This is a genomic window from Paenibacillus sp. FW104-T2 (genome assembly GCF_058789975.1).
Genome location: NZ_JBYTCE010000011.1, coordinates 180,518 through 205,629 on the forward strand (window position 1 = coordinate 180,518; position 25,112 = coordinate 205,629).

Sequence of the window (25,112 nt, forward strand, 5' to 3'; positions counted from 1 at the left end):
CATTCACAGCCAGCCCTGCTGTTCAGCAATCTGTACGGCATGCGCACGACTACTCGCGCCTAGCTTCGCAAACACCCGCCTGATATGCGTATTAACCGTTCCTGCCGAAATCCCAAACTCAGCTGCGATTTGTTTGCTGGTTAACCCTTCAGCAATGTATCCAAATACTCGTTGCTCCATGGGACTAAGTCGCACGGAGGGAATACCACCCCGATTTTCTTTTGAAAATGCAGATAGCAGCTCCTTTACATAGGCCAGTTTAATGCCCGAATCTGGTATGGAATGCGTACGACGCAGGTGCAGGTAATGCTGCAAAAGGCTCTTGACCGGTTCGCCTTCGTTTATAAAAGAACGAATGTAGCCCTCGGAACTGCCAATCGCTATAGCCCGCAGCAGCGGAGCCATACACTCCTCCTGACGCCCTTGGCGTTGAAGAATCTGAGCCTCAAGCAGTCCGCACTCGACTTGTTCCGTTAACCAGTTCCGTTCTTCAGCAAGTGCACGTATGCGTTTCAGCTCATTTAAGGACTCTTCATCATCCCCTAACAAGAATTTAGCCCGCACACGTACAAGCGAGCTGAATACCTGATCACAGCTGATCTCAGGGTTCACCATTTCGATAATAGAGTCATCAACCATGAGCTGTGCTGTTGCTGTAGGTTGAATTTCGAGTTGCAATCGGTATTGATGTGCCTGAATGATCGGCTGCCAGTATTCCAGATCCTTGACAGATAACAGAACGCAGAGCTGCTGCAGCAGCTTCACCCCTTCATTCGGTCTACCTTGAGCCATTTCTATTCTTGCTTTGAGAACGTAGGCTGGTACTAGAAGTGCAGCGACTTTGATCTGGAGTGCAATTTCAAGAGCACGATCCGCATAATGAATCGCTTCGGACAAGCGATTTTGCTCCAGCTTTATTTCAGCATAGCCAGTACCATAATAGGAGGTCACATAAGAACTCTCTGCAAACCAGCGATTCGTGATTGCACCGAAGCATTGTTCGCCTCGTTGCAGGGAACCGTTCACACCGTGGAAGCTGCGCAGACGCATGCTTTCCCTCCGGTCATAATCCATATACTGAAACGCAATATCATCCGGATAACCTTGATCGATATAGAATATCAGATGGTCAGACAGCCCTTGTAAATCCCTGTTTAGATAAGCCATATAAGCCCTCATCACACAGACGACCTGCAGCAAGTAACTGCTTATCTCAGGTGGCAATTGGTCCTGTAAATGGACCTGAATCATGTGCTCCAGTCCATCAAGCTCTTTCATCATCTCACCATATGGCCGTTCACGAGCAATAAGAAATAAATAGGACATATACAATTTGGGACGAGCCTTCACTACCTCCTGTGGCAGAACATCGAAGTACCTTCGAAGTGTCCACCATTCACCCATAATAAAATGTGCAAATAGCTCCTCCAGCAGCCGGGCCGCATCCTGCACATGCTGTCCGTGAATATAATGATCCAGTGCTTCAGCTGCATATCCTTGCTGTTCGTACCACCGTGCAGCCTTCGCATGAAGTGCGTTCACCTGTTCCGTTCCGGAACGAGCAAGCTCACGCCGCAAAAAGGATGAGAACATATGATGATAACGGAACCAGTACGCTCCCCGATCCATTGTAATTAGAAACAGATGCTCCTTCTCCAGATGTCTGAGCAATTGCGGAGCTTCACTTAGTTCGGTCAGTGCTCTGCATAGATCTCCATTCATCCGCTGTACGACAGAGGTGCTGAGCAAGAAATGCTGCATTTCCGGGGATTGCCGATGAAACACTTCCTCCAGCAAATATTCGGAAACTGACCGATCGCCGTAGTGATGCTGTTCATCCTGAGAAGTTGGAGCCCGTCGATTGGCACTGCGCGATCTTACTTGTTCTGTGCTATCGGTATAGGACAGTGCCAGCAGCTTAAGTCCGGCCACCCACCCTTCCGTCTGCTGCACCCAGTCATGCACATGAGAATTTGTAACGTTGAGCTTCAGGGCATCCTGACAGAACTTTACTCCTTCTTCGGCAGTGAACGCCAGATCCTGAAGCTTAACATGCCTGAGCTCACCGCGAAGCTTCAGCTTCTCCAGCTTGAGCGGCAGAGATGTCCGACTCGATAATACGAGATGAACGGACGGGGGCATATTCTCAACAAAATACTCCACTTGTTCATGAATCTCCGCTTGGGTTACAGCATGGTAATCATCCAAAATGAGTAACACCGGTTGCTCTGCCAAGGCAAGGTGATTCATTAACAATACCAGTGCTGATCGCGGGTTCATGCTGTATCCTCGCAAAAAATTCGCTAGAATTTCTCTGCAGAAATCCGGCTTAACCCGATCAAGCGCGTGAATAACATACAACCAAAATTGAAGCGGGTCCTGATCTTTGTCATCCAGACAAACACAGGCTGCTTGCTCGTGCTGCACCCAGCTGCCTAACAATGTGGATTTCCCTGAGCCCGCCGGAGCAGTAAGCAGCGTGACTTTAAAGTTGTATAATTGTTCTCTGGTTGAACTGAGCCTTGGACGATCCAACGTATTTGGAGGCAAGGGAGGCAGTTCCAGTTTGGTCTTTAATATCATGAATTGAATCCAATTTTCCTCTAGACCCACGGTATGCTCTTGGTGCATTAAAATCCTCCTGAATCAGCACACTTGTGCCATTTTCCGATATGTATCATGTGGTTTCAGCTGCTACTACAAGTATACTCGGGAACGCCGCTAAGGCCCTATATTTTTTTGATTGCTGTTGTATCACAGAAAAACGGAACCTGCATTGTTCATGCCTGCTCCGTTTTATGGTGTAAACTATTCGGGTAACTCTAATACCCATTTACGCAATGCATTAATTTCTATAAATAGGTCTTTACCGTCATCTTTCGGTCTTGATATATCAAGACCACTTGGTTTATGGTACTCATGCAACATTTTGATCCATAGGAATTCAATAGATCTCAAAATTTCCAGCAGAAACGTGCGGGCATGTATGGTGAACTGTGTGAGTATATGCTGGGGAACTAGCTCCAAACGTATAGCAAACCTTATTTGTCCATTTGCATACTGCTCCATTTCAAGCAAGAGCGGATCAATGCCGTAACTCACACAGACTTTGCCCTGCTCCATCAACATACGAATCGCTTTCAGATAATCGTGCCAAATATTCAAGCCACTTGGGACTTCATATCCAATTAAAGGTTGTCCGCTAGCATCGAATACGTGAATAGCCATCTGAAGAGCGTCAAGTCCGAACTTTCTACTCCTCATCAATCGATTTATCTGATTACAATCATTTACATCGGCATACTGGACTTCGGGCTGTTGTATCACAGCCATCAGCCAGTTATCTGTCCCCGTTTCCTCCTCTATTAATGAACCTGGTTTGACAAGCAAAACTTTAGCTTCAATCAGTGCTCTCAACCTCCTTCATCTGATTGGTAAACTGTATTCCCCTAATTTATTTTCCTAATTGAAGCATCTTATAGTTCATCCGTATGTAATTCATCCCGGAGAAAAGCCATCCTAGCGAGCGTGATTCGATTAGCCCAATTCATCATATTCCCCCTTTCATGATAACTCATTGGAAAGTACTCTCACTTCTAATCATTTCGTCCATCATCCATTTATCACCTGTTTTTCCAAGAGGTATTTTTTGAACGTGATATCTAAACCTACACATAAAGACTAGCCAGCAGGCGATTTGAACCTGCAAAACATGTTTATATTGTCATGTTCAGAACAAAGCCGGATTTTCATGGTTGATGGAGTGGAGCAACTGCTGGATAAAGGCAGAATCAATTCCTTGATCGTGATGACAAAAAGGCCAGGCTGCAGAGAGACAGCCTGACCTTTTTACGTGATATTTTTCCATATCATTCATTACGATTTACAACGCTTCCTTGATAACCCGCTTGTAATACCACACCGATAACAGTCCAAAGATGGAATACAGCAGTGTATACAGAATCATGACAATGATTGTTGGTGTCACCAGTTCCGTACCGAAGAAGAACCACCCGGATTTCACCGCAAAATAGCTATGACTCAATCCCACCACCAGCGGAATCCCGAAATTGAAGACCTGCTTGAGTTGAATGCCGTGCAGCAGATTGCCCTGTGTGAATCCGAGTTTGCGTAGGATGGTATAGCTCGGTTTTTCTTCTTCACTTTCATTCATTTGTTTAAAGTATAAGATACATCCAGAAGTAATCAGGAAGGTCAGACCAAGGAAACCGACAATGAACATAATTAGCCCCATACTGGTGCGCTGGTTATTTTTGAACTCGATCTGGGAGAAGCTTGGGGTCGTAAGCTGTTGTTTTTGGAAAACGCCATAAGCCTCTTCTGCTTGTTTATCGTTCACAATGCGAACACCATAATAGTCCGTCGGCTCGCCTTCTTGCAATGAAGGATCAAGATCCTTCTGAAGCTGCTGATAGACCGTTTCATCCACCACAGCTACGGGTGTACCCTTGGTATAGTATACGGGAAGAACTCCCTGTTTGGTTGTACCGACCAACTGTTGATCGATGGTTTGCTTCAAACCATGCAGAACGATTGAACCCTTTTCCTGAATGGAAATCATCTGCTTAACAACATTTCCATAACCCATAAAGATCACTTCACCAGGCTTCAGATCCATATCATCGACCATGCTGTCACTGACCACGCTGCTGAATAGAAGCTCTCCCTTCAATGAATCGTCCATTACTTCGCTGGCATCGATTTCAATATAAATGGGCTGTCTGTGCTTCACCTCATACAGAATCTGTTTCTCTTCAAGCTCCGCTACAAACTGGTTTTTTACACTTGCCTGAGCAAAAGAGAAATCTTCCGGCAAGCTTTCTTTGGCTTGGGCTTCAGCCGAATAGTATGAAATGTAACTCAGTGACAGCATGCCGATGGCAAGTGCGGACACCGTCGTAATAATCGTAAGCAGCAGAGCATTCGACTTCATACGGAACATGATGGAGGATAGTGACAAGACTTCATGGATGGAAAGGTAGCCGTTTTTGCTTTTGCGAATCAGATTAAATATAAAACTGACTGAACCCTTGTAGAACAGATACGTCCCCAGGATGACCGAAAATAGGATCAGGAGCATCATATACATCAGCTGCTGCATATCCAGTGCTTGGCCGCTGAACATCCTTGCGGATAATACGTATCCGAACACAATCAGGACAATACCCAGGATGCCGATGATAATCTGTGCGATAGACATCTTCTGCACCTGCTGCTCAGCCTTAGCCGTTACCCGGAAAAGCGAGAGAATACTCTGTGCCTTGATAAAGGTATAATTCATCAGCATGATAAGCAAATACAGCACCGCAAACACAATCAGGGTCTGGACCAAGGCCATCGCAGAGAAATACAGTTTCGTCATCGCATCAATGCCAAGGATCTTGAACAAAATCATCAGCACCAGCTTGGAACCAAGGAAACCGATCAGAACACCTACCGCCATGGAGCCAAAATAGAGAACGAAATTTTCCGTACTCAGAATGCCAAAAATTTTCCCTTTCGTCAGCCCAATTAACTGAAATAAACCAATCTCCTTGCTGCGTCTCTTAATAAAGATGGTGTTGGCGTAGAGCAGGAAAATGCCCACAATGACGATCAATAATACGGAAGACGTACCGATCGCCGCTGCTCCTTTGGTCGAGGCCGCCACTTCATCCATGGAAGGATCATACTGCAGCGTCACAAATGAAAAATATAAGGCTACGCTAAAAATAAGCGCAAATACATATAAATAATAGCTTTTCAGGTTCTTTCTCAGATTGCGGAAGATGATGTAACGCAAGCTCATTGCTGCACACCACCCAACACGCCTTGGGTTTTGATAATGTCGTTGAAGAAGGACTGACGGGACTCGTCTCCTTTATTCAATTGAGTATAGATCTGCCCGTCCCGGATGAAAATCACCCTGCTGCAATAACTCGCGGCAACCGGATCGTGAGTGACCATTACAATGGTAGCCTGATGCTTGACATTCATTTCGCTTAATTTGCCGAGCAGATCCGAAGCTGATTTGGAGTCCAGTGCGCCTGTCGGCTCATCGGCAAATATGATGCTCGGATCATGAACAAAGGCTCGCGCAGCCGAGGTCCGCTGTTTCTGACCACCCGAAATTTCGGATGGGTATTTGTCTTTTAGTTCATAAATGCCCAGTTCACGGGCAATTTGTTCGAACTTCCGATGTGCTTCCTGCTTCGGCACGCTCGTGATGGAAAGCGGCAGCAGCACATTTTCCTTCACGGTAAGCGTATCAAGCAAGTTATATTCCTGAAAAATAAAACCAAGATGATGTTTGCGAAATTCAGCAAGCTGCTTCTCCTTCATCCCGGTGAACTCCTTGCCTTCGATCTCAATGCTACCCTGACTTACCCGGTCTATCGAAGAGAGCACATTAAGTAATGTTGTTTTTCCTGAACCCGACGGTCCCATGATGCCTACAAATTCTCCTCTGCCAACCCCGAGATCTATCCCTTTCAGCACTTCCTGCTTATTCAGTTTGTTGCCATATACTTTGCTAATTTTTTTGGCTTCCAGTATCCACATATCCCACACACTCTCCTTTGGTCTATCTCTATCATAGGCGGGATCTGCCAACTTATCGTGCGATTCACCGAACAAAACGAAAAAGCATGTGACATTGTTGTCACACGCCCGCAAGATGCACCATGTCGTTTTTCCGGGGGAAGGTTAGTTTGACGATTGTGCCTTCGCCGGGAGCAGACTCGACGTGAATGTCCATATGAAGCGTCTGTGCCACCTGCCGGGTCAGGTACAGCCCCATTCCGGTTGCCGCACCTTCCAGCCTGCCTCGGGTTGACGTGAAGCCTTTATCGAAGATACGGGGTAAATCCTGCGCTTCAATTCCTCGCCCGTGATCCTGAATTGAGAGAACGTGATGTCCTTCCTGCTCCCAGCTTCCGATGATAATATCCGAGGATTCACTGTATTTCACCGCATTGCTCAGCAGCTGCCGGATCATAAAACTCAGCCATTTGCTGTCGGTCAAAACACGCGTGACACCTAGAGACACATCGAAACCGATGCCTTTGGAAATGCACCAGGATTTCAAGGCTCGAATCTCCGCATTCAAAATCGGTTCAAGCTCCGTCTCTTCGATAAACAGATCGTTATGCATAAATGGAATTCGCTTCTGATGCAGCTGCTGATCGAGCAGTTGATGAATTCGCAGCCATTCGTACGTCATCTGATTCCGCAGTTTCTCATCCGGGGTACGTTCGATCATTAACTGCAGCGCTGTGAGCGGTGTCTTCACCTCATGGATCCAGGATAACATCTGGTCCTTCTCCTGCTCGAGCAGAATCAGACTAGTTGAGGATTCCTTCCGATAGCGCTCGGTCTGTGAGGTTACGGCATCCTGCACGATAAGCTCGTAGGGACTTTCGGCTGTATCCAGATCTGCCAGATCATAGGTATGGTCCCAGGTCGTTAGTTTTTTATAAAAACGGGTTTCCCTTGGATATCTCGCCCAGATAAACACCATGCAAATCATCACATTCAGGATAACAACGTATGCCAAAGATTGAAGGGGTATGGAAGAGTCCATATAGGCAACAAACAAAATGATGAGCTGCATGGCTACCAGCAGCAAGATCCAGCTGAGCTTTTCTCTGATGTATTTGCCGATCATGCTTCGGCCTCTTCCGTTGCCATATATCCTTGTCCCACTTTGGTTTCAATATACGCATCCAGTCCAAGTGGCTCAAGCTTCTTGCGAAGCCGATTGACGTTGACCGTCAGCGTGTTATCACTCACAAAGTGTTCATGATCCCACAAGCTTCGAATCATTTCCTCACGGGTGACAATCTGATTTTTGTGCTCTATCAGCACTTTGAGAATAAACATTTCGTTTTTGGTCAAAAGAACCACTTCAGAACCCAGTGTCAGTGTATTTTTCACATATTCTATCGCTGCCCCGCGCCAGGTTCGAAGTTCGATGCGTTCCGTGTTGTAGTTATACACCCTCCGCAATGTGGCCTGGATTTTCGCGATCAAGACGTCGAAATGGAAGGGCTTCTGGATAAAATCATCCGCTCCCAGGTGCATGGACATGACCATATCCGTAGGATGATCCCGTGAGGACAAAAAGATAATGGGCACGTTCGAGTGAGCTCGAATCATCCGGCACCAGTGGAAACCGTCATACTTGGGCAATTGTATATCAATGATGACCAGCTGCGGCTGAACGTCACTATACTCCTGCATGACTTTCCCGAAATCCTGTATGCCATATATGTCATAAGACCATTGGGACAGCCTTTCCTTAATTTCGCTGAATAAGGATTCATCGTCTTCAATAAGCATAATTTTAAACAAGGTCCTTCACCACATTTCCGTTCTTCTAAGGCTGGAATACGTTAAATTACAAATGAACTAATCCCATCTCAGTATGTTGTCAGTTTACAGCGAAGTTGAAGTTAGATCAAAGGGAACTTAACATGGAGCAGTAAAATCGAGAAATCGTAATGAATAATGTTAGCTCTCCATGGTATGTATGACTTTGTTTGTAACACTGATCTCTTCGATCCGTTCAATGAGCTGCTTGGCTACCTCCCGTGGCGATCTTAATTGCTTGGCTTCATATACTTGATTAAATAGACCAGATAGCACAAATTCATCTGTACTCTTGCCTCTTGCCACAGCCTGCAGTTCTGTATCTACCATGCCAGGATCAAACGCTATGACCTCTACAGGGTTCATCCTCTCAGACTGTTCCATCGCCACACACGCCGAAAACATGTTAATTCCAGCTTTTGAGGTACAGTATGCGGCCATCGAGGGTGCCGGATAACTACCTGAACCCGAGGTCATATTCACAATTTTTCGACGTGCAGCAAGATGATTAGTTTGCCGTATAAAAGAAGAACTCAACATCATTGGGGCTCCTAAACTAATATTCAAATTTTTGCTTATCTCTTCTGTGCTGCACTGATCTATCGGCTTCAAGGGTTCCAGCATTGCTGCATTATTAATAAGTCCTATGAACTCCGTTTCCTGCAAAGGAATATGCTCCAGTATTCGTGTCACCAACATTTCTATACCCATCAGATCACTCAGATCATACTTAAAATGCTTATATAGGTCATGGCCATGCAGAAGCTCAGCAGTCTCCCGTGAAACGCCATAGACCCGGTCTCCCTGTTCCAGTAGCAACTGAGCCAGTTGCAAGCCAATCCCCTTGGACGTACCAGTAATAATAACCCCCCTATTCCCCATGCTTAGCCCCCCCTTTTTTATCAGTAAGCGGTTTTCTCCATAGCGTCACCCACAGGATCGGAAGGCCGAATCGATGATCTTCCTTACCCATCGCCTGCATCGGGCGCAGCTCCACGCATTCAAACGGATCTTCCAGCAAATAACGAAGCTTCTCCTCTGTAAAAGCCAGTCCGCCCTTCATGGATCTCTCTTGATACACTTCCCAGTCGTTCATCACAGTCTCTGGTCCGCCCAACCCTCCAAAACCGGGAGCAAAACACGTCATGCCAAAATAACCCCCAGGCTTGAGTGCATTGGTAATCATCTGAATATACGGGATACGCTGATGTGGCAGCAAGTGGTGCAAGCAGCCGGAATCATAGACAAAGTCATACGCCTGCTCCGGTTCAAGTTCAAATACGGATCGGCATTCAAAGTTCACATCCAGCTGCATTTCGGCAGCTCGTTCCTTGGCCCATGCAATCGCTGTTTCGGAAAGGTCATACGCATCCACGCTGTACCCTGCCTTTGTCAAATAAAGTGCATTCCGCCCGGGTCCACAGCCAAGCTCCATCGCTTTTCCTCCGGTAAGCAAGCCCGAATTCACTTGGTCAACCAGATTCTCATCAGGCTTGTTAGGGAAAAAGGGAATTGGACGATCCCGATCTTCATAGAATGGCTCCCAGAATTGCTTCGCTGACCTAAACTCTGCATCCAGCATATCATACAGATCCTGTACATTTTTAATTGTCTTCTCCAACGCAATACTCCTCCTCAATTTCCTCCAATAAGGTGCTCCTGCCTAATTTCTCTTATGTATGTAACTAATCGTTAGTTATCCATGCAAACCCCTTGATATCTAGCCGTTTTAACTCGTCATATTGCTTCAGAACTCCACACTATATTATACCATTTTTGCCGAATATATCTCTATTTTTCTTGTACGTTTCCATAGATAAAACCTAGTTCAATAAGGATCAAAAAAAGGACTTATCGCAGGAGATTAACCTCTGCTCAAGCCCTGTTTTACTGCCACGCTCAAATGTATATTATTAATTTTAAACCGTTCTCAATTTCTTTGTTAAATAAAGTACGACGTCATCATCAATGATGGTTTCATCCCCTGGCATAAGGTAGCGATCATGCTTGTGAATTCCCTTGCCATCCGGGATATATCCGCGTCGGGCATATAGAATCTGGGCTTTGCCATAATCGGTGAATACGCCAACCCCAATCCCTGCAGTATCCGTGCGTTCTTGAATCAATTCCTCCGCGCGATCCATTAATCGTGAACCTATGCCTTGACGCTGATATTGGATCAGCACATTGAAATCATTAATTTCAGGGATTCCCTGCTCCTTGAACGACGGGTATGGTGAATTCCATAGGACATTGACGTATCCCGCAAATGCTCCGTCCAACTCGGCGATCAATGTGATGCGTTCACCCTTTTCCTGTTCTGCCAGGTAGTGAAGGTACTGTTCCACAGGTTTGACCCAGCCTTGTTTCTGGAATGCCTGAGAGATTAAGGCTGGATCATTCTCATTCAACGTTCGAATATGTATGTTCATCTTGTCTCTCCCTTACAACATCGTTTAGATTTTAGTAACACCCGTTAAATCCATATCATACTGGATAGTTCCCTTAGAGGGATACGCTGTCCATTGCTCCAAAAAAATATAGAACATTTCTCCAAAGCTCATGCCCGAAGGCAAGGCATCTACCAATTTAAGCCCTCCAATTTCATGATTCGGAAGCTCAAATGACATAGAGTTGAACTCGTCAACAGAGGCATAATAAACCATGCCGAGATTCCCATTCATTTTGTAAATACCAAAAGGCTCAAGATTGAACCTTATTGCTCCTGTCTCTTCGTAGAGTTCCCTGCCTGCAGCGTTCAGCGGAGTTTCACCTGGTTCACAAGTGCCCCCCGGAAACTCCCATCCTTTGCGTTTATTGTTGTAAACAACGACGTATTTCTCCTGAAACTGTGTAACCATAATCACGAATGCAATTCCTCGTTCAGGCTGCTCCATTTCATTCAAATAAAACCATTTCGGCTCTTTCACAATAGCTGCACCTCTCTGTTAGATCCCCAGCCTTTTTCTGAGCGAAGTGATATGGGCAACATGGTGTCTGCCATGCCAGGAGTAAACCCCCAGGTTGTAATCCAGGCTTGTCGTTTCCTGCGAACCCGGATGATAGAATTGTTTAGCATAATCCTCATCGGATAATGTATGCAGCAGTGCAACCCAGCGTCGATGCAGCGCATCCAGTATTTGCAGGGAGAACTCAATATCCAAATCCCTTGAATCGTTTAGCTCTGCCCATCGCTCTTCATAATAAGGTCTTATCGTTGGTGTATCCTCAGTGAGAGCCAATTTGAAACGGATCATACTGTTCATGTGACTGTCTGCCATATGGTGTATAACCTGCTTGAGCATCCATCCACCTTCCCGATAGGGCAGACTTAATTGCTCGTCACTTAATCCTTTTACAGCTTCTCTCGCACGTTCTGGAAGCTCGGCAATATCCTGAATCCACTGCTCCCTCTGTGCGGCTGTAATTTCGCCGGTATGTTCAAATGTGCCTATCGGGTAACGCAAATCCATTCTCCAATCCTCCTTGTCATATTCCATCAACCAACAGTCTCTCATCTGGCCCTCGTGCAGCTCATGTTCCCTCAACAGCCTGATTTTTCTGAACCCACATTTCTCATAACAAGCGATGGCCCGTACGTTCCTTGTCTGGGGATCCATGACTACTTTCCGAGCCAGCTTCTCATCTGTTAAATAGGCTACCATAGATTGCAGAAGTTTTGTGCCCATTCCTGTATTCCAGTACGCTACATCGCCTATGAATTGATCTGTTCCATAGATTATCTCATCCGTATCTCCATAGCCGTATTCATTTCGTTCATCTTCTTCAAGCTCATAGAATTGAATATAGCCTATAGGCTTACCTTCCACCTCAATCAGGCAACGACTCGTGGCATCCTCCTGTCTGTAAAAATGTTCTCTTACCCGCTCCAGATCATGCGGCCGATCACGGCCCTCGTAATATTGCAGTACTGCCGGGTCAGACAGCCACTGAACCAAATGAACTTCGTCTGCTTTTTCCAACAATCGTACAGTCATCTCATTGGATCGGTATATTGACTTCACTCCACACTCTCCTTAATCATCACCATGTGCTCTTTCTTGACCCAATTTAGAGTTTTTCCGAGTACCTTCTCTTGATGCACATAATAGATCTGGGGATCATTTATTGAATGAACATTCTCACTCAATGGAGAGATCGTGAAGCGCACTCTATATGTACCTGCTTCATTAGGTATGGAGAATCCCGTGAAATTCCCATTTTCGTTAGTCGTATTAATATCCTCATCCTGCAACGCTTGATGAACGAGCTGTTCCAATTCGCCTGATGTACCCACAGAAGAAGGCCTTAAATATGAATCGTCCAGTTCCTCATTGAATGACAGATTGCCCCAACCGAAAATCAAAGGGTATACCATGTGAATACCATTGTCTTCCTTGCTACGGGTGATCTGCATATCCACCTCATACTTATCCGTATCGACCTGACGAATGGTGCCTTTCATGCTGACATCCTGCTCCTTCAGACTGGGGACCAAGTTATTGTAGGTAAGCAGCACCACAACAACTACAATAGCGATCCCCGTGATCCAAAATATGGTTCGTTTTCGCATTGGTCCAACCCCCTGACTGCTTAGCTGCCTTTTTGCAAGATTTCATACTCCGATAAGGACTGTGTCAACCGATCCAATTCGGGAGATGCCGTCCAGTCACTTGCGGTGTTGATCCCATATTTGATGGTATGTATTACACTGCCCGCAGACATGTACAGATTGTGATGAACCCCCGGTTGAACAACAATGTGTTGTCCTTCTGTAACAATCCGAAGATGTAAAATGGATTGGCCTTCTACATATGATGCGTAAGCAATCCAGCCAGCTTGAACGAGATAATGCTCGGTCACATGCAGATGGAGATGGCTGTTCTGCCAGGCTCCTTCGCGAGAGGCAACCGTTCTACAATAATAGCTCCCGTCATCTGCTATCATCTTATATTTACATTCTCCATTGTCCATCTGCTCGTAAAGTGCTCTAATATCGTCCCCAAGCAGCAGTTCCTTCGTTTTGTTTCGATTCATATCGTTGCACCTCAAACTGATAAATTGTTGTTATATGGCGGTTTTTACCGCCTTCCAGATGTACTTGTGCTCTCGCACAGCAATTTTCCCGTTCATGTGATGCTCCTGGATTTTCACCTGTAATTGTTCCCGATACTCAGGCAGTGTGTAATCTGGATTGCCTGGAACATCGGAGAGAAAAAGTGCAAATTCCTGTTCATTCGGGAAAATCATGAACGCCTCATTGAACTCCTCAATCTCGATCTGCTCATATCGGTTGCGAAGCAATCGTTCCTTCACCTTCCTTATGTCTGTATGTATGCCGAAGATCATGCCACCACTTCGCAGCACTCTTCCATGTTCAATGATGGAAGTAGGCCCTCTGCGGTCATAGATCAGATCAAACTGTTCATTTTCAAAAGGGACTTCGGTCTTCGTTGTGGCATACACAAACTCAACATTGTTCACTTCGCTTGCCGCTTCAAGTGCAGCTTGCGCGATACGCAGCAGCTCCTTAGAATTATCAAAACCCGTAATATGACGGGTATGTGGAGACATTCTCATTGTAAAATCACCATCACCACAGCCCGCATCGAGCACGGATTGATGCTGAGAGAGCAACCGGATCAATCGTTCTTCGAAAATGTCCTCCGCCGATTGACCTTCCCAGGTATATGTAGATCTCCCCTTATATCCTCCGTTTCGCAGGGCGATCATATCGTACCAATCCATTCCCATCGTTACATCTCCTTCCAGAAGGAAATTCCTAATTAAACAATATTCGACAACTGGAGTTTATTTCTCCTGTCTTTTTCCCCATCTTTTTTGGCTAAGCACAGGCTATGTTCGTTCTCAACAACCATTTACAACAAATTTGAAACGACTATCTCATCGATTCCGTATTAAGGTCGAAGTCATATTTTTTTCCATGTATAAACCATTATGATCTGGAGGTTGAACGGATGTCTTTTTTCAAGAAAATGTTAGCCAGTGTAGGTGTTGGAGCAGCGAAGGTCAACACGGAACTCGATACACCAGAGGTCGAGCCAGGAGGAGTCCTTTCGGGAACCGTCTATATTCAAGCTGGAGATGTGGAACAAAATGTGGACCGGATCTATCTGACCATCAACACGCATTACATAAGGGAACACGATGATCGCAAAGTAAAGGAAACAGCCGTAGTGGCCAGATATTTGCTGACCGAAGGATTTACACTTCAACCTGGGACGAAGCTTGAGAAGAAGTTCTCGTTCGACCTGCCAGAAAACCTTCCAATCACGCTCCATAGCGCAGAGGTCTGGGTAGAGACAGGCCTGGATATCTCAAGTGCCGTTGACCCTTCAGATCGGGACAGACTTCGCGTTGTGCCCACTCAGAATATGCGTACCGTGCTGGATGCCATCGACATCCTTGGTTTCCGGCTGCGCGAAGTGACCAATGATTATGCTCCAAAACTTGGCGGCAATCTGCCATTTGTACAGGAGTTTGAGTTCGTGCCAACGAACAAGTTCCGTGGATATCTGGATGAACTGGAAGTGCTGTTCTATCCGATGGGCGATTCCATGGAATTGCTGCTGCAGATCGACCGAAGAGCACGTGGTCTTGGCGGCATTTTTGCAGAAGCCATGGGTACGGACGAAAGCTTCGTTCGTCTGCATTTGTATGACAGACATTTGGAGCGAGGAGCTCACTCTGTAGCCCAAGGTCTTGAAGAAGTCATTTCCAAGCATCTATAAATCAATTTTTGTAGTAAATCAACAGCTCTCAGGCTGCATTTCATGCGGTCAGAGGGCTGTTTTTTATTTGTTGATTAATTAATAGCCTCTTACGGGATCTTCTTAACCAGCTTGCCTGCTGGAAATAATGGGTATATTAAATAAAACAGAGGAGGCGAATTTCACTTGAGTTCACAACGTAAGAATCAGGAAAAGAACGAAGATTCAACGATTATCATTGGCGCAGGCCTGGCTGGTTTAAGCTGTGCCTTTGAACTTGTGGACCACGGAAAGCCTGTACTAATCCTAGAAGCAGCCCCATATGTTGGGGGACGCACAGGCAATTGGGAAGAGCGCGGGATGGAAGTGGAATCGGGATTTCATAAATTCATTGGATATTATAAAGAATTGCCAAAATTACTTGAACGGGCAGGCATAGATCTGGATCAGATGCTGGCGTGGGAGACAACCATGCAAGTCCGCCATCCTGACGCAGAAGAGTACGGCGAATTTGGACTGGACATTATCCATGCTCCACTTAAAACATTATCAGGCGTACTAGGCAACAATGATTTTATTACACCTGGCGATAAGGCTTCCCTTGTCCCGTTTCTGGCTGCAGGGTTCAAGGACTGTGTCTCTAGACCTGAGGAACTGGATGAGATATCGCTACTTGATTATGCTAAGCAGCACGGAGTAAATGAGCAGGCTCTGGAGCGCATCGTTGAACCGTTATCTTCCGGCATTTTCTTCATGCCTCTTGAGCAATATTCGGCATACGCCTTCTTCGGCCTCTTTCTTCCGGGCATCCCGCGTATTCATAAAATGCGGATTGGTGCCTTCACCGGGGGCATGACGGATGTGATGTGCGCCCCTCTTGCAGCAGCAATCGAGCAAAAAGGAGGACACATTCGTACCAACGCCCCTGTAACGCGATTGTTAGTCGGAGCGAATGGTTTGGAAGGTGTGGAATTAAAAGATGGAGAACGAATTAAAGCGAATCGTATCGTTGTTGCGGCCAATATTCGTCGTTCCCAGCAATTACTTGAGGAGCATTTCAGTGAGCATGAATGGTTCCAACCTTTCCTGACCCTGGATGCGATGCCGCATGTTACCGTACAATTCGAATCGGCACTTCCTCTTCTACCGGAAGATCGGACAACATTTGGACCGGGTACTGATGTTGGTTCGTTCGGAGAACAATCCCGCACTACGTTTCGTGGACGACCTGGCAGAGCTTCTATCATTATGGTAAACCCGGATGAGCTAATTGATCTCCCAGATGAGGAAGTCTGGCATCGGGCTCGGAGAGGCCTTGCTGCCATCGGACTTCATGAAGGGGTTTCATCCGTAACCGAGTATCGTATTGTCCGAGGGAATGAAAACTTTTATCGAATCGCCCCAGGCAATGAACGCAAGCGTCCCGAACAGGTGACTCCAATCCGTGGACTTTATCTTGCTGGTGATTATACCAAACAGCCCATGTTTACCACGATGGAAGGTGCCGTGTTATCCGGGCAGAAGGCAGCAGCCGGCATTCTTGAGGAAGCGACTGAATAGTCATCTGACCTCGCTAATGCCGGTGTAGCAAAATGGGCAGCCTGCGCCGTCATGACCTGACGAGCAGAGCTGCCCTTTGGTGTACAAAAAATATGAGGTAACATGATTTCTAAGAACGTTGCTTTCTCTTCATGAGACCTGACCGGATTCCATAATAAGCGGCGGCAAACAGAATAAAACCAATTCCATAGAGAAAAATCAACCCGGCATCCCATCGAACGACAGCTCCAAATGTAACTTGGGATTGCAAATTAGCAACAGATGAATAGCTATGTGACATTTCAGGTACGTAAGTCGCTGTCATCCACATTCCTCGAGCTACCTTCCAACCGATTATACCCAAAGTCATGAACAGTGTAACCAGTAATGATTCAACGCACAAACGCCTATTGATCCCCATCATTTGGCCCCCTTATACACGGTGTGTTCATCCATCAGTCTGGAAAAATAAGATCCACTACATCACCTGTCGTTTATGGTAGCTCTCCCCGTGAACTGAATTTAATTTATCAAGATTTGCTCAATTTCCTGTCTTAAGCTGGCTTTGTTATTGTCCACATATTGATACAGAAGATCGAATGCTTCTTCATTATCTTCCTGCATGCTTAAGCTTCCGGCTTGCAATTCTACCCGCTGCAGGACTTCATGAATGTGCGGCCCATGTGTTTTCAGCGATGTGGCTACGTCGTGCTCAGACAGTGCATTCACATTCTGCCTCAGTTGCTCGGAAGTTACGCCACTTCCGGATAACTCGTGCTGGATACTCATGAGGATCTCGGCATCAGCCTCATTCCCGATCCGCTGCATCGCTGTTATGGTTTCCTGCAGAAATCCTCCGCTTGCATTTTCCAAAAATCCGGTCATGCCGTTCATGGACAGCTCGGTATCCAGATCAATAATTAGGATCACGTCACGCAGAACCTGCGGAAGTTCAGGCCCACATTTACGAATGGTTGCAAACTCCGCACGGTATAGATCCATGGCCACACTCCCCACCACTTCTTCCCCAGACATGGCTTCTAGCTGATCCAAAGGCAATAATTGTTGTAATTCTTCCTGTAAGGTATTCATCCATTTCCTCCTATATACACTAGACCCATTTGCGGTCAAAACAACCTCTCAGTCGCTTGAACTTTTATATCATAGCAGAATAACCTATTTTAATTGAATACATTCATCATTTTTCCTGGACAGGCTATCTTCAAATTTACATAGAGCGTCTTGAAGTTAACCTTCATTTGACCTGCGGAAAACGATCCATTGTTATGATCTTCACATCAAGAGTCATGGGAGGGGTAATGATGCGCCTGGCCTTGTTTACTGACACCTACATTCCCGAAACCAATGGTGTTGCCGGTACACTGCACCGCCTGAGTAACCACATGAACCGCAGAGGTATCGAACATCTGCTGTTTACTCCGATGTCTGTCATTGATGGCAGTGACTCCGCTTCGGTACGAGCGGTCGCCAATATCCCCTTTTTTCTGTATCCGGAATGTCGGATCGCCTTACCTAACCGGAACTCCATCCATCAACAGCTGCAAGCCTTTGAGCCAGATCTGCTGCACATCGCCACACCTTTCAATATGGGACTTCTCGGTCTCAAGTATGCACTCAAGCATCGACTGCCGCATGTGGTCTCCTACCATACCCACTTCGATCGCTACCTCGAATATTACCGATTAAAAAGCATGATTCCTCTCTATTGGAAGTACATCAAATGGTTCCATCGATCCGCCGATGCCACCCTGACCCCGTCCGTGGAAACGCTAAACACACTCCAGTCGCAAGGTATTCAGCGTCTTAAGCTCTGGTCACGCGGAATTGACTGCGATCTGTATTCACCAGATAAGCGAAGAGACGCGATTCGTACTCGCTACAATATAACAGCCCCTCTTATTTTACTCTACGTTGGACGAATTGCCCCAGAAAAGGATATCGCTACGCTCACGTCTGCCATGCAGAACCTGCCTGAACACATGCAATCCCGTGTACATTGGCTCATTGTAGGGGACGGACCCCTGCTTCCCAAAATGCGTTCACAATGCCCACCGAATGTGTCCTTTACCGGTTATGTGCATGGCGAAGAGCTTGCTGCTATGTATGCTTCGTCGGATTGGTTTGTGTTTCCTTCCTGCACAGAGACCTTTGGAAATGTGGTGCTGGAGGCCATGGCTTCCGGACTGCCTGTTCTTGCTGCAAATGCTGGAGGTGTGAAGGATTTGGTAGTACATCACCGTAGTGGTGTTTTGTTTGAGCCGGGCAATCCCGAAGCCTTGATTCGTGAGATATGTTTCTGGGGCGATCACTTGGATCAGCTTCAGATGATGGGTCTGGAAGGCAGGAAGCTGGCTCTCCAGCGATCCTGGGAACATATATTTGACGGATTGATCAAGGACTATGAAGAAGCCATTGAAAACCGCAACAGACGCTCGAGGTCTCGAATGATAACTGCCTGAACCGTGTTAGAAAGACACATGCTTGAGTTAAGCTAGGTAATACTACAAAAAAGTGGGGATGCAGCCAACATCCTCACTCTTTCAACTATTCCTCCCTTATAGCAAGGGCAGCAATTCACGCAGATGCGTGATGGAATGCAGAGGACGGGCCGTGATGCTATCCCGCCAAGGCTGGTTGACTTTCATCCAGATGGTGTTCATGCCTACATTGGCAGCTCCCTCAACATCGTTCGTCGGATGATCTCCGATGTAAATGCACTGCTCGGGAGACAGACCGAAATGATCGAGTGCCAGCCGAAATATCTGCGGATCGGGCTTTTTCACCCCTGCTTCTTCCGAAACAATAATCAGGTCAAAATCATCCCGAATTCCAAGCTGATCGATTTTGCCATACTGTATGTCTGTTTTGCCGTTGGTGATTAATCCCGTTTGGTATTTGCTTCGGAGCTGCTGCACCACTTCCCGCGCCTCTTCCATCAGCACCGCGCTTCTTACATACTCCTTGTTATAGAACTCCATAAGCTCTGCATGCGGCGGGTACACGGACCAAGGCAGTTCCTGCAGCAATTCATTGAATAGAAGCGGTTTATCCTTATAACCATCCTGATCAAGTTCAATAATTCGTTGGCTAATATCGTCGGTAGTCTCCAAATGACTGAAGTATGTCTCCAACAGACTTTGAGTAAATCCCTCGAAAGTTCGTGTCCTGTTCAGAATGGTATTATCCAAGTCAAAAATAATGGCTTTAAACTTCTCCATTTTACTTATGCCCCCTTAACTTTATCTTAAATTACGTGGATCTGTTCCTCGTTAGGAGTCTTTCTCCAGAAATTGCTCCAGCTTCTGATTTATTCGGGCTTGCTCCTGCATTATTTTTTTGGTTTTCACTTCGATGCTAAGTAATGTGACTGTCATCATCAAGATACACACCAAAAGAATCAATTCTTCGATCACCCTCACCTCTTTATCTACCATTTTATATTAAAATCCATATTAAGGATATATTTTACATTAAATCCTTCTTGCTCATAACAACTTAAATTTCTTCAATGCATGGGTGACCCCGTCCTCACTCGCTTTTAGAGTAACGTAATCTGCGCTTTGTTTAAGACGTTCTCCCCCGTTTCCCATTGCGATCCCGAGGCTTACAAACTCTAGCAGATCAATATCATTCTCCCCATCACCGAAGGCCATGGCTTCCTCTCTGGTCAGATGGAGATAGTCAAGGACTCTTGCTGCAGCTGCAGATTTGGATACTTCGTTTTTTTCCAGCACATTGGACACATACGGATGAAATCTCACAAAGCGCAATGAAGAAAATCTGGCTTGAAATTTCTCTGCCTCTGTCTCATCCGCATATAAACAAATGCAAACCACTTCCTGCTCCAAAGAATCCATTTTCTGCGGAGAATGCGTTACGCCAAGTGTTTCCTGCAAGGCACCTAAGACACGAACATCCGTGGCACGTACACCATTCATCGCAAACGACTCTGTAAAATAGGACATGCAGTGATTGTTCAGCTCGGCAAATTCACTTAATTCCCGGACCGTCTGTCCAGAGAGCACGGACTTATGTATAATCTCTTCCCCGATTTTAATCAATGCCCCGTTGGCTGAAATAATGGTATCGATCCCCAAATCAATGAATTCCTCACACAAACTGTAGGGCCTGCCTGTGACAAGTACCACCCGTATGCCTTTATGTATCAATTCGCGAATGGAATCCGCCGTAGCTGATGATAAACTACGGTCCGTTTCGCTCAACAATGTACCGTCTACATCGAAAAATACTATTCGAATCAAACGTTCTTCCCCCTCTTCTGCGTAATTTGAATTGAATACACTGAGGAAGACAAACCTCAGCAGAAAGGACCCTCACATTTTAAATGTCCCACTTCGTAAAAGAGATGACCCCTGTGAGTCCAGGTAGTCATCTCTTGTGCGCTTCTAATTTGCTGCAAAATCCTTCACATTGCATAACCACACCATATGGTCCGTTCCCTCGCCCCAGTAATTGCGTGCCACGGTGTAGGGTTCTCCAAACTTTCGCTTCCACTTCTTCTGCGCGGTCCGGTAGCCGCTATCAAGGCAAAATTGCTTAACCCCTCGCTTCTGCAGCTCAGTTGCGAGCGCCTCAATGAGCATCGAACCTATTCCCTGCCCTTGAACTTCCGGCAGTATGTATAAGCTACCCAATTCTCCGATATGATTCAGTCGATTCCCACTGAGAATTCGGATCTCCTCACCGCAGGGTGCATATGAAATCGTTCCAACTACGTTATTTCCGCGTTTAGCCAGCAGAAAAAAAGAACCGATATCAGTAGACTCTCTAGAATTGTCCGGATGTAATGTTGATTGAAGCAGGGACTTTTTGTGTTCAATTTCATCTTTAATATCATCTTGAAGCGATCCCAGTCCCTCTTGAGTAAACGCCTGCGTGATGGAACGTTCAAACACCAGGTAGGCACCATCCACATCTGTTGAATTTAAGGGTTGAATAATAATCGGTTGTTCCATATATAACGGTCTCTCCATTCATGATGTCTGATTAATCGGTATGCTTCTCAATTAATGCTCTTAGTTGATTTGAATCCTCTAGCGATATGCTATATCCCGTGGTGGTGTCTATCCCGTCTACCAACAGGGCCTTCATTTTAGGATCAGTTCCTATAGAAAAATCATATTTGGTCACGGATTGATCCGTATTCGTTACACTCATTTTGTATCGTGCTAGGTAATTAAGATTTCCTGGTAAAAGTTCCGCGTTTCCTATCGCATTCATGATCACCCGAACTTCGGTTGGCTCATTGAACTGAATATCTTGGCAGGGTTCAAATGTGTAATCAGGGTTACACGTTAAAGTGATGAGCGAGGGAAGATTTTCATCTGCACCAGAAGTATCGGTATGTGTACAACTCGCAAGGAAAACAGCGAACAAACATAAGAAGATTGCTCCTTTTTTCATTAGATACTCCCCCTCTCTAGCTCCCCATGTTCACATTCAGATGCTGCAACTCAGGGTCCCAAGATTGGAATAACAAGATCAACCGCTGCACCGTATCGGTCACAAACGCCTGTACCAAGTCATCAGTCAAGTATGTTGGCACGATTCTGGGCTCATTGGCCGGCTCGTTAAAAAATGAAATTGTACGATCCCTCCAGCGCAGAATCTCTTCTGCGGTTAAACGACCCTCGACATCATAACTCTGCGTGCTCTTGAGCATATGCCACACGTCCCCACTCCAACTGGCATAATGGTAGAGGTTAAAATCAATCTGATCCGTCTCCTTGTAGTACAAACGGCCAAGTTCATCCTTGGTTCGCTTCACATCGTTGGTTTCATCTGTGCTGGTGACTCGTTCCACGAATTCAGGATACACACTCCGGAACCAGTAATAATCCGTCATGACATGCATGAAATAACCGCGTATAAACCACTTCCAGCCCTCATCTGAACGTTGTTGAATATAGACGGAGTATAGCTCTTGTAAACGTGCGATATATTTCTCATCACCCTTAGGGTTGAAGTGAGTGTATTCCTTGTCCTCCCTTGTTGTACCTTCACGCATATGAATGGAATCCGGTGCAATATTCCCAAGATAGAACGAACCTCTTTCAACACGTTCTGGATTAGCATCAGCAAATAGCACAGCAACATGTAAGTGAACCATCGGCAGTGGCATGGAATATTCTCCTTTACACAAGAGTCTGCTGCTCATAGAACCGATAAGAAACATTACTTAACAGCATTTAGCCGAGGAAAAGCAAATTCATCCCTGAACTCGTTCTAACAGAATTGTATTAAACAACTGTTCCAAATCTGTATGAAGAGCCGGCTGTTCACGAACCAACAGACTGATGTACTCCGATCCGCACTCATAGAAAACCAGACGATTATAAGGGGCTGCGTCCCCCCAATGATTCAATTCCAGCCCGAATTTTTCTCGTATCCGATTCTCAATATATCGCGCATAGCCTTCGTTCCACTCCAGCCAGTTCCAGTACTCCCCTTGTTCCTCTGTTAAAGAGCTGAATAACGCCTTTCTTGCTGATTGTACCTGGACTACATCCCCGCTCTTTAAGGCAATCAACAGTGAATTGATCCGCTGGACCGCATTCTCATCCTCATAAGGGAATTCGTAATCCAACTCCCATGTCACACGTTTAATTTTCTCCATCCTATGTTTAATTGGAAGACGATTTCCGATCTCCTCATATTTCTCATGGACATAACAATGAACATACTCGTGAAACAGAAACACTTTCTGCTCAAAATTTTGGAAGGCTGAGTCTGTCACAATTGCACACATTCGTTCGTCCATATGGTGTACTGGCATGGCTGCCAGACACTCGTCAGGGATATTAAGATCATCCGGAACCGTTTTCACCCATTCATATTGCCCTTTCTCTGCCGAGTAATCATACATATATAATAGGGCTTCAAATGCGACAACCACAGGATAATGCTCTGCAAATAAAGGATGTATGCTGACCAAATCTTTTTGAAGCTCGTTCAAGTCGTTAATTTGACCTAAAAAAGTATCCACCATGTCATTTGCCCTCTCTTTACTTAATTGATGTGTTAATCATACTAAACCAGTAGAAATAAAACACTGAGAGAAAAATGATAATCTTGTGGTTGATTGATTCATGAGAGACTCAGAAGCGTTCCCCACGTTTTTCACTTAGATAGATATCCAGTGCTTGGATTCCACGTTGAGCAAGTTTTATAAACAGGATTAGAGCGTATACGCCCAACCCGTATAACACCAAGTTAAATATAATTGCAAAGGATGACACTATTGAAAACAATACTTTTCCCTCCTAATCAACCTGATCAAAGCAGAAATGTCTAAGCTACAGGCATTATATTTTTTAGTTATCATTCCTATTCTAGCATATTTTTCCTTAAATTACTTTCAAGAGGATTAATATGTAACACTAGTCCAGTTTATTTTTCAAAGTCTCGATACTCTTAACATTTAGGGACTTAAATATCGTCTCCTATACTCAGCTTCGTCGTACTCTTTATAGTTACATGCCATAGAGCCTGAGAAAACACGAAAAAACCCTTGAGTATTCCTCAAGGGTTTCTTAAATTCAGCAGACACCGTCGTTAGTGGAGTTTACTCTCAGCTAAACTAACCATCGTCCATTTTGATAATTTTGAAGTTACACGCCGGATGAATGATCCTCCAACACGGAGATAAACAATGAGCCATGAAGGGCTCGAACCTTCGACACCCTGATTAAAAGTCAGGTGCTCTACCAACTGAGCTAATGGCTCATAATAAAATGGCAGGGGCAGCAGGAATTGAACCCACACCAACGGTTTTGGAGACCGTTGTTCTACCTTTAAACTATGCCCCTAAAATGGTGGAGGCTGAGGGGCTCGAACCCCCGACCCTCTGCTTGTAAGGCAGATGCTCTCCCAGCTGAGCTAAGCCTCCATATATGACCCGTAGGGGATTCCAACCCCTGTTACCTCCGTGAAAGGGAGGTGTCTTAACCCCTTGACCAACGGGCCTTAATAGCTCTCAACAAACAAGAAGCTGTAAATCTACTAAACTGAGCTTATGACTCATACGAGCCAAAAAAAATACCCCAGTGGGGTCTCGCTTGGCAGCGTCCTACTCTCCCAGGACCCTTCGGTCCAAGTACCATCGGCGCTAGAGGGCTTAACGGTCGTGTTCGGGATGGGTACGTGTGGAACCCCTCCGCCATCGCCACCAAACGAGCATTTGTGTAACAAATGCATTCGCGTTCCATTCGGTCCTACACATCGGTGTGGATGAATGGTTCAGCGTCTGTGGAACTGAAAATCATACACACATTGGAGTGTTGTACCGATTTTCATTTCAGAGATCATTCTCTGAAAACTAGATCCGAAACGAAACTTGCGACTAAAACCTGCTATTTGGATAAGCCCTCGACCGATTAGTACTGGTCAGCTCCATGCATTACTGCACTTCCACCCCCAGCCTATCTACCT

The 25,112-nt window shown here is 45.7% G+C and carries 25 protein-coding genes, 4 tRNA genes, 1 rRNA gene and 1 pseudogene; 3 read left to right on the forward strand and 28 right to left on the reverse strand.

Annotation, left to right across the window (positions count from 1 at the left end; translation table 11 throughout):
- Positions 1-3: 3 nt before the first annotated feature.
- From AC3WQ3_RS16040 to AC3WQ3_RS16110, 15 genes and pseudogenes are all read right to left on the reverse strand, one after another.
- Positions 4-2,631 (reverse strand): winged helix-turn-helix domain-containing protein, encoded by a 2,628-nt coding sequence (locus AC3WQ3_RS16040; RefSeq protein ID WP_492472767.1) that lies wholly within the window; start codon positions 2,629-2,631, stop codon positions 4-6.
- Between the two features lie 177 nt (positions 2,632-2,808).
- Positions 2,809-3,417, reverse strand: a complete 609-nt coding sequence (locus AC3WQ3_RS16045) for a hypothetical protein (RefSeq protein WP_492472768.1) — start codon at positions 3,415-3,417, stop codon at positions 2,809-2,811.
- A 466-nt stretch (positions 3,418-3,883) separates the two neighbouring features.
- Entirely contained in the window at positions 3,884-5,809 is a 1,926-nt protein-coding gene (locus AC3WQ3_RS16050; RefSeq protein ID WP_492472769.1) for an FtsX-like permease family protein, read from the reverse strand.
- Positions 5,806-6,561 (reverse strand): ABC transporter ATP-binding protein, encoded by a 756-nt coding sequence (locus AC3WQ3_RS16055; protein WP_221806349.1) that lies wholly within the window; start codon positions 6,559-6,561, stop codon positions 5,806-5,808. Before AC3WQ3_RS16055 ends, AC3WQ3_RS16050 begins: the two co-directional genes overlap by 4 nt.
- A 100-nt stretch (positions 6,562-6,661) precedes the next feature.
- Positions 6,662-7,666 (reverse strand): sensor histidine kinase, encoded by a 1,005-nt coding sequence (locus AC3WQ3_RS16060; RefSeq protein WP_492472770.1) that lies wholly within the window; start codon positions 7,664-7,666, stop codon positions 6,662-6,664.
- Positions 7,663-8,352 (reverse strand): response regulator transcription factor, encoded by a 690-nt coding sequence (locus AC3WQ3_RS16065; protein WP_492472771.1) that lies wholly within the window; start codon positions 8,350-8,352, stop codon positions 7,663-7,665. Before AC3WQ3_RS16065 ends, AC3WQ3_RS16060 begins: the two co-directional genes overlap by 4 nt.
- A 159-nt stretch (positions 8,353-8,511) precedes the next feature.
- Positions 8,512-9,252, reverse strand: a complete 741-nt coding sequence (locus AC3WQ3_RS16070) for an SDR family NAD(P)-dependent oxidoreductase (protein ID WP_492472772.1) — start codon at positions 9,250-9,252, stop codon at positions 8,512-8,514.
- On the reverse strand, positions 9,242-9,991 hold the full coding sequence (locus AC3WQ3_RS16075) for a class I SAM-dependent methyltransferase (protein WP_492472773.1): 750 nt from the start codon (positions 9,989-9,991) through the stop codon (positions 9,242-9,244). The genes AC3WQ3_RS16070 and AC3WQ3_RS16075 overlap by 11 nt, the downstream gene beginning before the upstream one ends.
- A gap of 298 nt (positions 9,992-10,289) precedes the next feature.
- Positions 10,290-10,802 carry a GNAT family N-acetyltransferase gene (locus AC3WQ3_RS16080; protein WP_492472774.1) on the reverse strand — a complete coding sequence of 171 codons (513 nt, stop codon included), beginning with the start codon at positions 10,800-10,802 and terminating at the stop codon, positions 10,290-10,292.
- A gap of 24 nt (positions 10,803-10,826) precedes the next feature.
- On the reverse strand, positions 10,827-11,300 hold the full coding sequence (locus tag AC3WQ3_RS16085; RefSeq protein WP_336779277.1) for an NUDIX domain-containing protein: 474 nt from the start codon (positions 11,298-11,300) through the stop codon (positions 10,827-10,829).
- 18 nt (positions 11,301-11,318) lie between these two features.
- Entirely contained in the window at positions 11,319-11,843 is a 525-nt protein-coding gene (locus tag AC3WQ3_RS16090; protein ID WP_492472793.1) for a YfiT family bacillithiol transferase, read from the reverse strand.
- A gap of 90 nt (positions 11,844-11,933) precedes the next feature.
- A pseudogene (locus tag AC3WQ3_RS16095) lies at positions 11,934-12,368 on the reverse strand (GNAT family N-acetyltransferase); the annotation flags it as partial.
- 23 nt (positions 12,369-12,391) lie between these two features.
- On the reverse strand, positions 12,392-12,943 hold the full coding sequence (locus AC3WQ3_RS16100; protein WP_492472775.1) for a hypothetical protein: 552 nt from the start codon (positions 12,941-12,943) through the stop codon (positions 12,392-12,394).
- Between the two features lie 20 nt (positions 12,944-12,963).
- Positions 12,964-13,407, reverse strand: coding sequence for a hypothetical protein (locus AC3WQ3_RS16105; RefSeq protein WP_492472776.1), 444 nt, complete (start codon positions 13,405-13,407; stop codon positions 12,964-12,966).
- 30 nt (positions 13,408-13,437) lie between these two features.
- Entirely contained in the window at positions 13,438-14,124 is a 687-nt protein-coding gene (locus tag AC3WQ3_RS16110; protein ID WP_492472777.1) for a class I SAM-dependent methyltransferase, read from the reverse strand.
- Positions 14,125-14,348: 224 nt separating this feature from the next.
- Between AC3WQ3_RS16110 and AC3WQ3_RS16115 the strand changes: the two genes are divergently transcribed.
- Positions 14,349-15,122: a sporulation protein gene (locus AC3WQ3_RS16115; RefSeq protein WP_492472778.1), complete on the forward strand. Its 774-nt coding sequence runs from the start codon at positions 14,349-14,351 to the stop codon at positions 15,120-15,122.
- 165 nt (positions 15,123-15,287) lie between these two features.
- A complete protein-coding gene (locus AC3WQ3_RS16120; RefSeq protein WP_492472779.1) occupies positions 15,288-16,661 on the forward strand; it encodes a hydroxysqualene dehydroxylase in 1,374 nt (457 codons plus the stop codon).
- A 109-nt stretch (positions 16,662-16,770) separates the two neighbouring features.
- Here the strand turns inward: AC3WQ3_RS16120 and AC3WQ3_RS16125 are convergent, their stop codons facing one another.
- Together AC3WQ3_RS16125 and AC3WQ3_RS16130 are read right to left on the reverse strand one after the other, a co-directional pair.
- Positions 16,771-17,061, reverse strand: a complete 291-nt coding sequence (locus tag AC3WQ3_RS16125) for a hypothetical protein (protein WP_492472780.1) — start codon at positions 17,059-17,061, stop codon at positions 16,771-16,773.
- Positions 17,062-17,162: 101 nt separating this feature from the next.
- The gene (locus AC3WQ3_RS16130; protein ID WP_492472781.1) at positions 17,163-17,732 is read right to left on the reverse strand and encodes a DMP19 family protein; all 570 of its coding nucleotides are present in this window, start codon (positions 17,730-17,732) and stop codon (positions 17,163-17,165) included.
- Between the two features lie 230 nt (positions 17,733-17,962).
- Here AC3WQ3_RS16130 and AC3WQ3_RS16135 point away from each other — a divergent pair, with 230 nt between their 5' ends.
- On the forward strand, positions 17,963-19,120 hold the full coding sequence (locus tag AC3WQ3_RS16135; RefSeq protein WP_492472782.1) for a glycosyltransferase family 4 protein: 1,158 nt from the start codon (positions 17,963-17,965) through the stop codon (positions 19,118-19,120).
- Positions 19,121-19,216: 96 nt separating this feature from the next.
- On the opposite strand, the gene AC3WQ3_RS16140 is transcribed toward AC3WQ3_RS16135, so the two are convergent.
- The 11 genes from AC3WQ3_RS16140 to rrf all read right to left on the reverse strand — a co-directional run bounded on the left by AC3WQ3_RS16140 (position 19,217) and on the right by rrf (position 24,854).
- The gene (locus AC3WQ3_RS16140) at positions 19,217-19,879 is read right to left on the reverse strand and encodes an HAD family hydrolase (RefSeq protein ID WP_492472783.1); all 663 of its coding nucleotides are present in this window, start codon (positions 19,877-19,879) and stop codon (positions 19,217-19,219) included.
- A gap of 267 nt (positions 19,880-20,146) precedes the next feature.
- Positions 20,147-20,923 carry a Cof-type HAD-IIB family hydrolase gene (locus AC3WQ3_RS16145; protein ID WP_492472784.1) on the reverse strand — a complete coding sequence of 259 codons (777 nt, stop codon included), beginning with the start codon at positions 20,921-20,923 and terminating at the stop codon, positions 20,147-20,149.
- A 144-nt stretch (positions 20,924-21,067) separates the two neighbouring features.
- Positions 21,068-21,637 carry a GNAT family N-acetyltransferase gene (locus AC3WQ3_RS16150; protein WP_492472785.1) on the reverse strand — a complete coding sequence of 190 codons (570 nt, stop codon included), beginning with the start codon at positions 21,635-21,637 and terminating at the stop codon, positions 21,068-21,070.
- 31 nt (positions 21,638-21,668) lie between these two features.
- A complete protein-coding gene (locus tag AC3WQ3_RS16155) occupies positions 21,669-22,085 on the reverse strand; it encodes a YhfM domain-containing protein (RefSeq protein ID WP_341174418.1) in 417 nt (138 codons plus the stop codon).
- Between the two features lie 16 nt (positions 22,086-22,101).
- Positions 22,102-22,803, reverse strand: coding sequence for a hypothetical protein (locus AC3WQ3_RS16160; RefSeq protein WP_492472787.1), 702 nt, complete (start codon positions 22,801-22,803; stop codon positions 22,102-22,104).
- An 87-nt stretch (positions 22,804-22,890) separates the two neighbouring features.
- Entirely contained in the window at positions 22,891-23,670 is a 780-nt protein-coding gene (locus AC3WQ3_RS16165; RefSeq protein WP_492472788.1) for a hypothetical protein, read from the reverse strand.
- Positions 23,671-24,334: 664 nt separating this feature from the next.
- A tRNA-Lys gene (locus AC3WQ3_RS16170) sits at positions 24,335-24,407 on the reverse strand.
- Between the two features lie 9 nt (positions 24,408-24,416).
- Positions 24,417-24,490 (reverse strand) — tRNA-Trp (locus tag AC3WQ3_RS16175).
- Between the two features lie 4 nt (positions 24,491-24,494).
- Positions 24,495-24,570 (reverse strand) — tRNA-Val (locus AC3WQ3_RS16180).
- A gap of 5 nt (positions 24,571-24,575) precedes the next feature.
- Positions 24,576-24,647, reverse strand: a tRNA-Glu gene (locus AC3WQ3_RS16185).
- Between the two features lie 90 nt (positions 24,648-24,737).
- A 5S ribosomal RNA gene (gene rrf / locus AC3WQ3_RS16190) occupies positions 24,738-24,854 on the reverse strand.
- Between the last annotated feature and the right edge of the window lie 258 nt (positions 24,855-25,112).

What these genes read in the sequence shown, in the direction of transcription:
- AC3WQ3_RS16040 (WP_492472767.1), bottom strand. Translation starts at nt 2,631, where the DNA reads ATGCACCAAGAGCATACCGTGGGTCTAGAGGAAAATTGGATTCAATTC.
- AC3WQ3_RS16050 (WP_492472769.1), bottom strand. Translation starts at nt 5,809, where the DNA reads ATGAGCTTGCGTTACATCATCTTCCGCAATCTGAGAAAGAACCTGAAA.
- AC3WQ3_RS16110 (WP_492472777.1), bottom strand. Translation starts at nt 14,124, where the DNA reads ATGGGAATGGATTGGTACGATATGATCGCCCTGCGAAACGGAGGATAT.
- AC3WQ3_RS16155 (WP_341174418.1), bottom strand. Translation starts at nt 22,085, where the DNA reads ATGAAAAAAGGAGCAATCTTCTTATGTTTGTTCGCTGTTTTCCTTGCG.
- AC3WQ3_RS16160 (WP_492472787.1), bottom strand. Translation starts at nt 22,803, where the DNA reads ATGCCACTGCCGATGGTTCACTTACATGTTGCTGTGCTATTTGCTGAT.
- AC3WQ3_RS16140 (WP_492472783.1), bottom strand. Translation starts at nt 19,879, where the DNA reads ATGGAGAAGTTTAAAGCCATTATTTTTGACTTGGATAATACCATTCTG.
- AC3WQ3_RS16130 (WP_492472781.1), bottom strand. Translation starts at nt 17,732, where the DNA reads ATGAATACCTTACAGGAAGAATTACAACAATTATTGCCTTTGGATCAG.
- AC3WQ3_RS16080 (WP_492472774.1), bottom strand. Translation starts at nt 10,802, where the DNA reads ATGAACATACATATTCGAACGTTGAATGAGAATGATCCAGCCTTAATC.
- AC3WQ3_RS16060 (WP_492472770.1), bottom strand. Translation starts at nt 7,666, where the DNA reads ATGATCGGCAAATACATCAGAGAAAAGCTCAGCTGGATCTTGCTGCTG.
- AC3WQ3_RS16115 (WP_492472778.1), top strand. Translation starts at nt 14,349, where the DNA reads ATGTCTTTTTTCAAGAAAATGTTAGCCAGTGTAGGTGTTGGAGCAGCG.
- AC3WQ3_RS16150 (WP_492472785.1), bottom strand. Translation starts at nt 21,637, where the DNA reads ATGGAACAACCGATTATTATTCAACCCTTAAATTCAACAGATGTGGAT.
- AC3WQ3_RS16100 (WP_492472775.1), bottom strand. Translation starts at nt 12,943, where the DNA reads ATGCGAAAACGAACCATATTTTGGATCACGGGGATCGCTATTGTAGTT.
- AC3WQ3_RS16125 (WP_492472780.1), bottom strand. Translation starts at nt 17,061, where the DNA reads ATGGGGATCAATAGGCGTTTGTGCGTTGAATCATTACTGGTTACACTG.
- AC3WQ3_RS16105 (WP_492472776.1), bottom strand. Translation starts at nt 13,407, where the DNA reads ATGAATCGAAACAAAACGAAGGAACTGCTGCTTGGGGACGATATTAGA.
- AC3WQ3_RS16135 (WP_492472782.1), top strand. Translation starts at nt 17,963, where the DNA reads ATGCGCCTGGCCTTGTTTACTGACACCTACATTCCCGAAACCAATGGT.
- AC3WQ3_RS16070 (WP_492472772.1), bottom strand. Translation starts at nt 9,252, where the DNA reads ATGGGGAATAGGGGGGTTATTATTACTGGTACGTCCAAGGGGATTGGC.
- AC3WQ3_RS16165 (WP_492472788.1), bottom strand. Translation starts at nt 23,670, where the DNA reads ATGGTGGATACTTTTTTAGGTCAAATTAACGACTTGAACGAGCTTCAA.
- AC3WQ3_RS16090 (WP_492472793.1), bottom strand. Translation starts at nt 11,843, where the DNA reads ATGGATTTGCGTTACCCGATAGGCACATTTGAACATACCGGCGAAATT.
- AC3WQ3_RS16055 (WP_221806349.1), bottom strand. Translation starts at nt 6,561, where the DNA reads ATGTGGATACTGGAAGCCAAAAAAATTAGCAAAGTATATGGCAACAAA.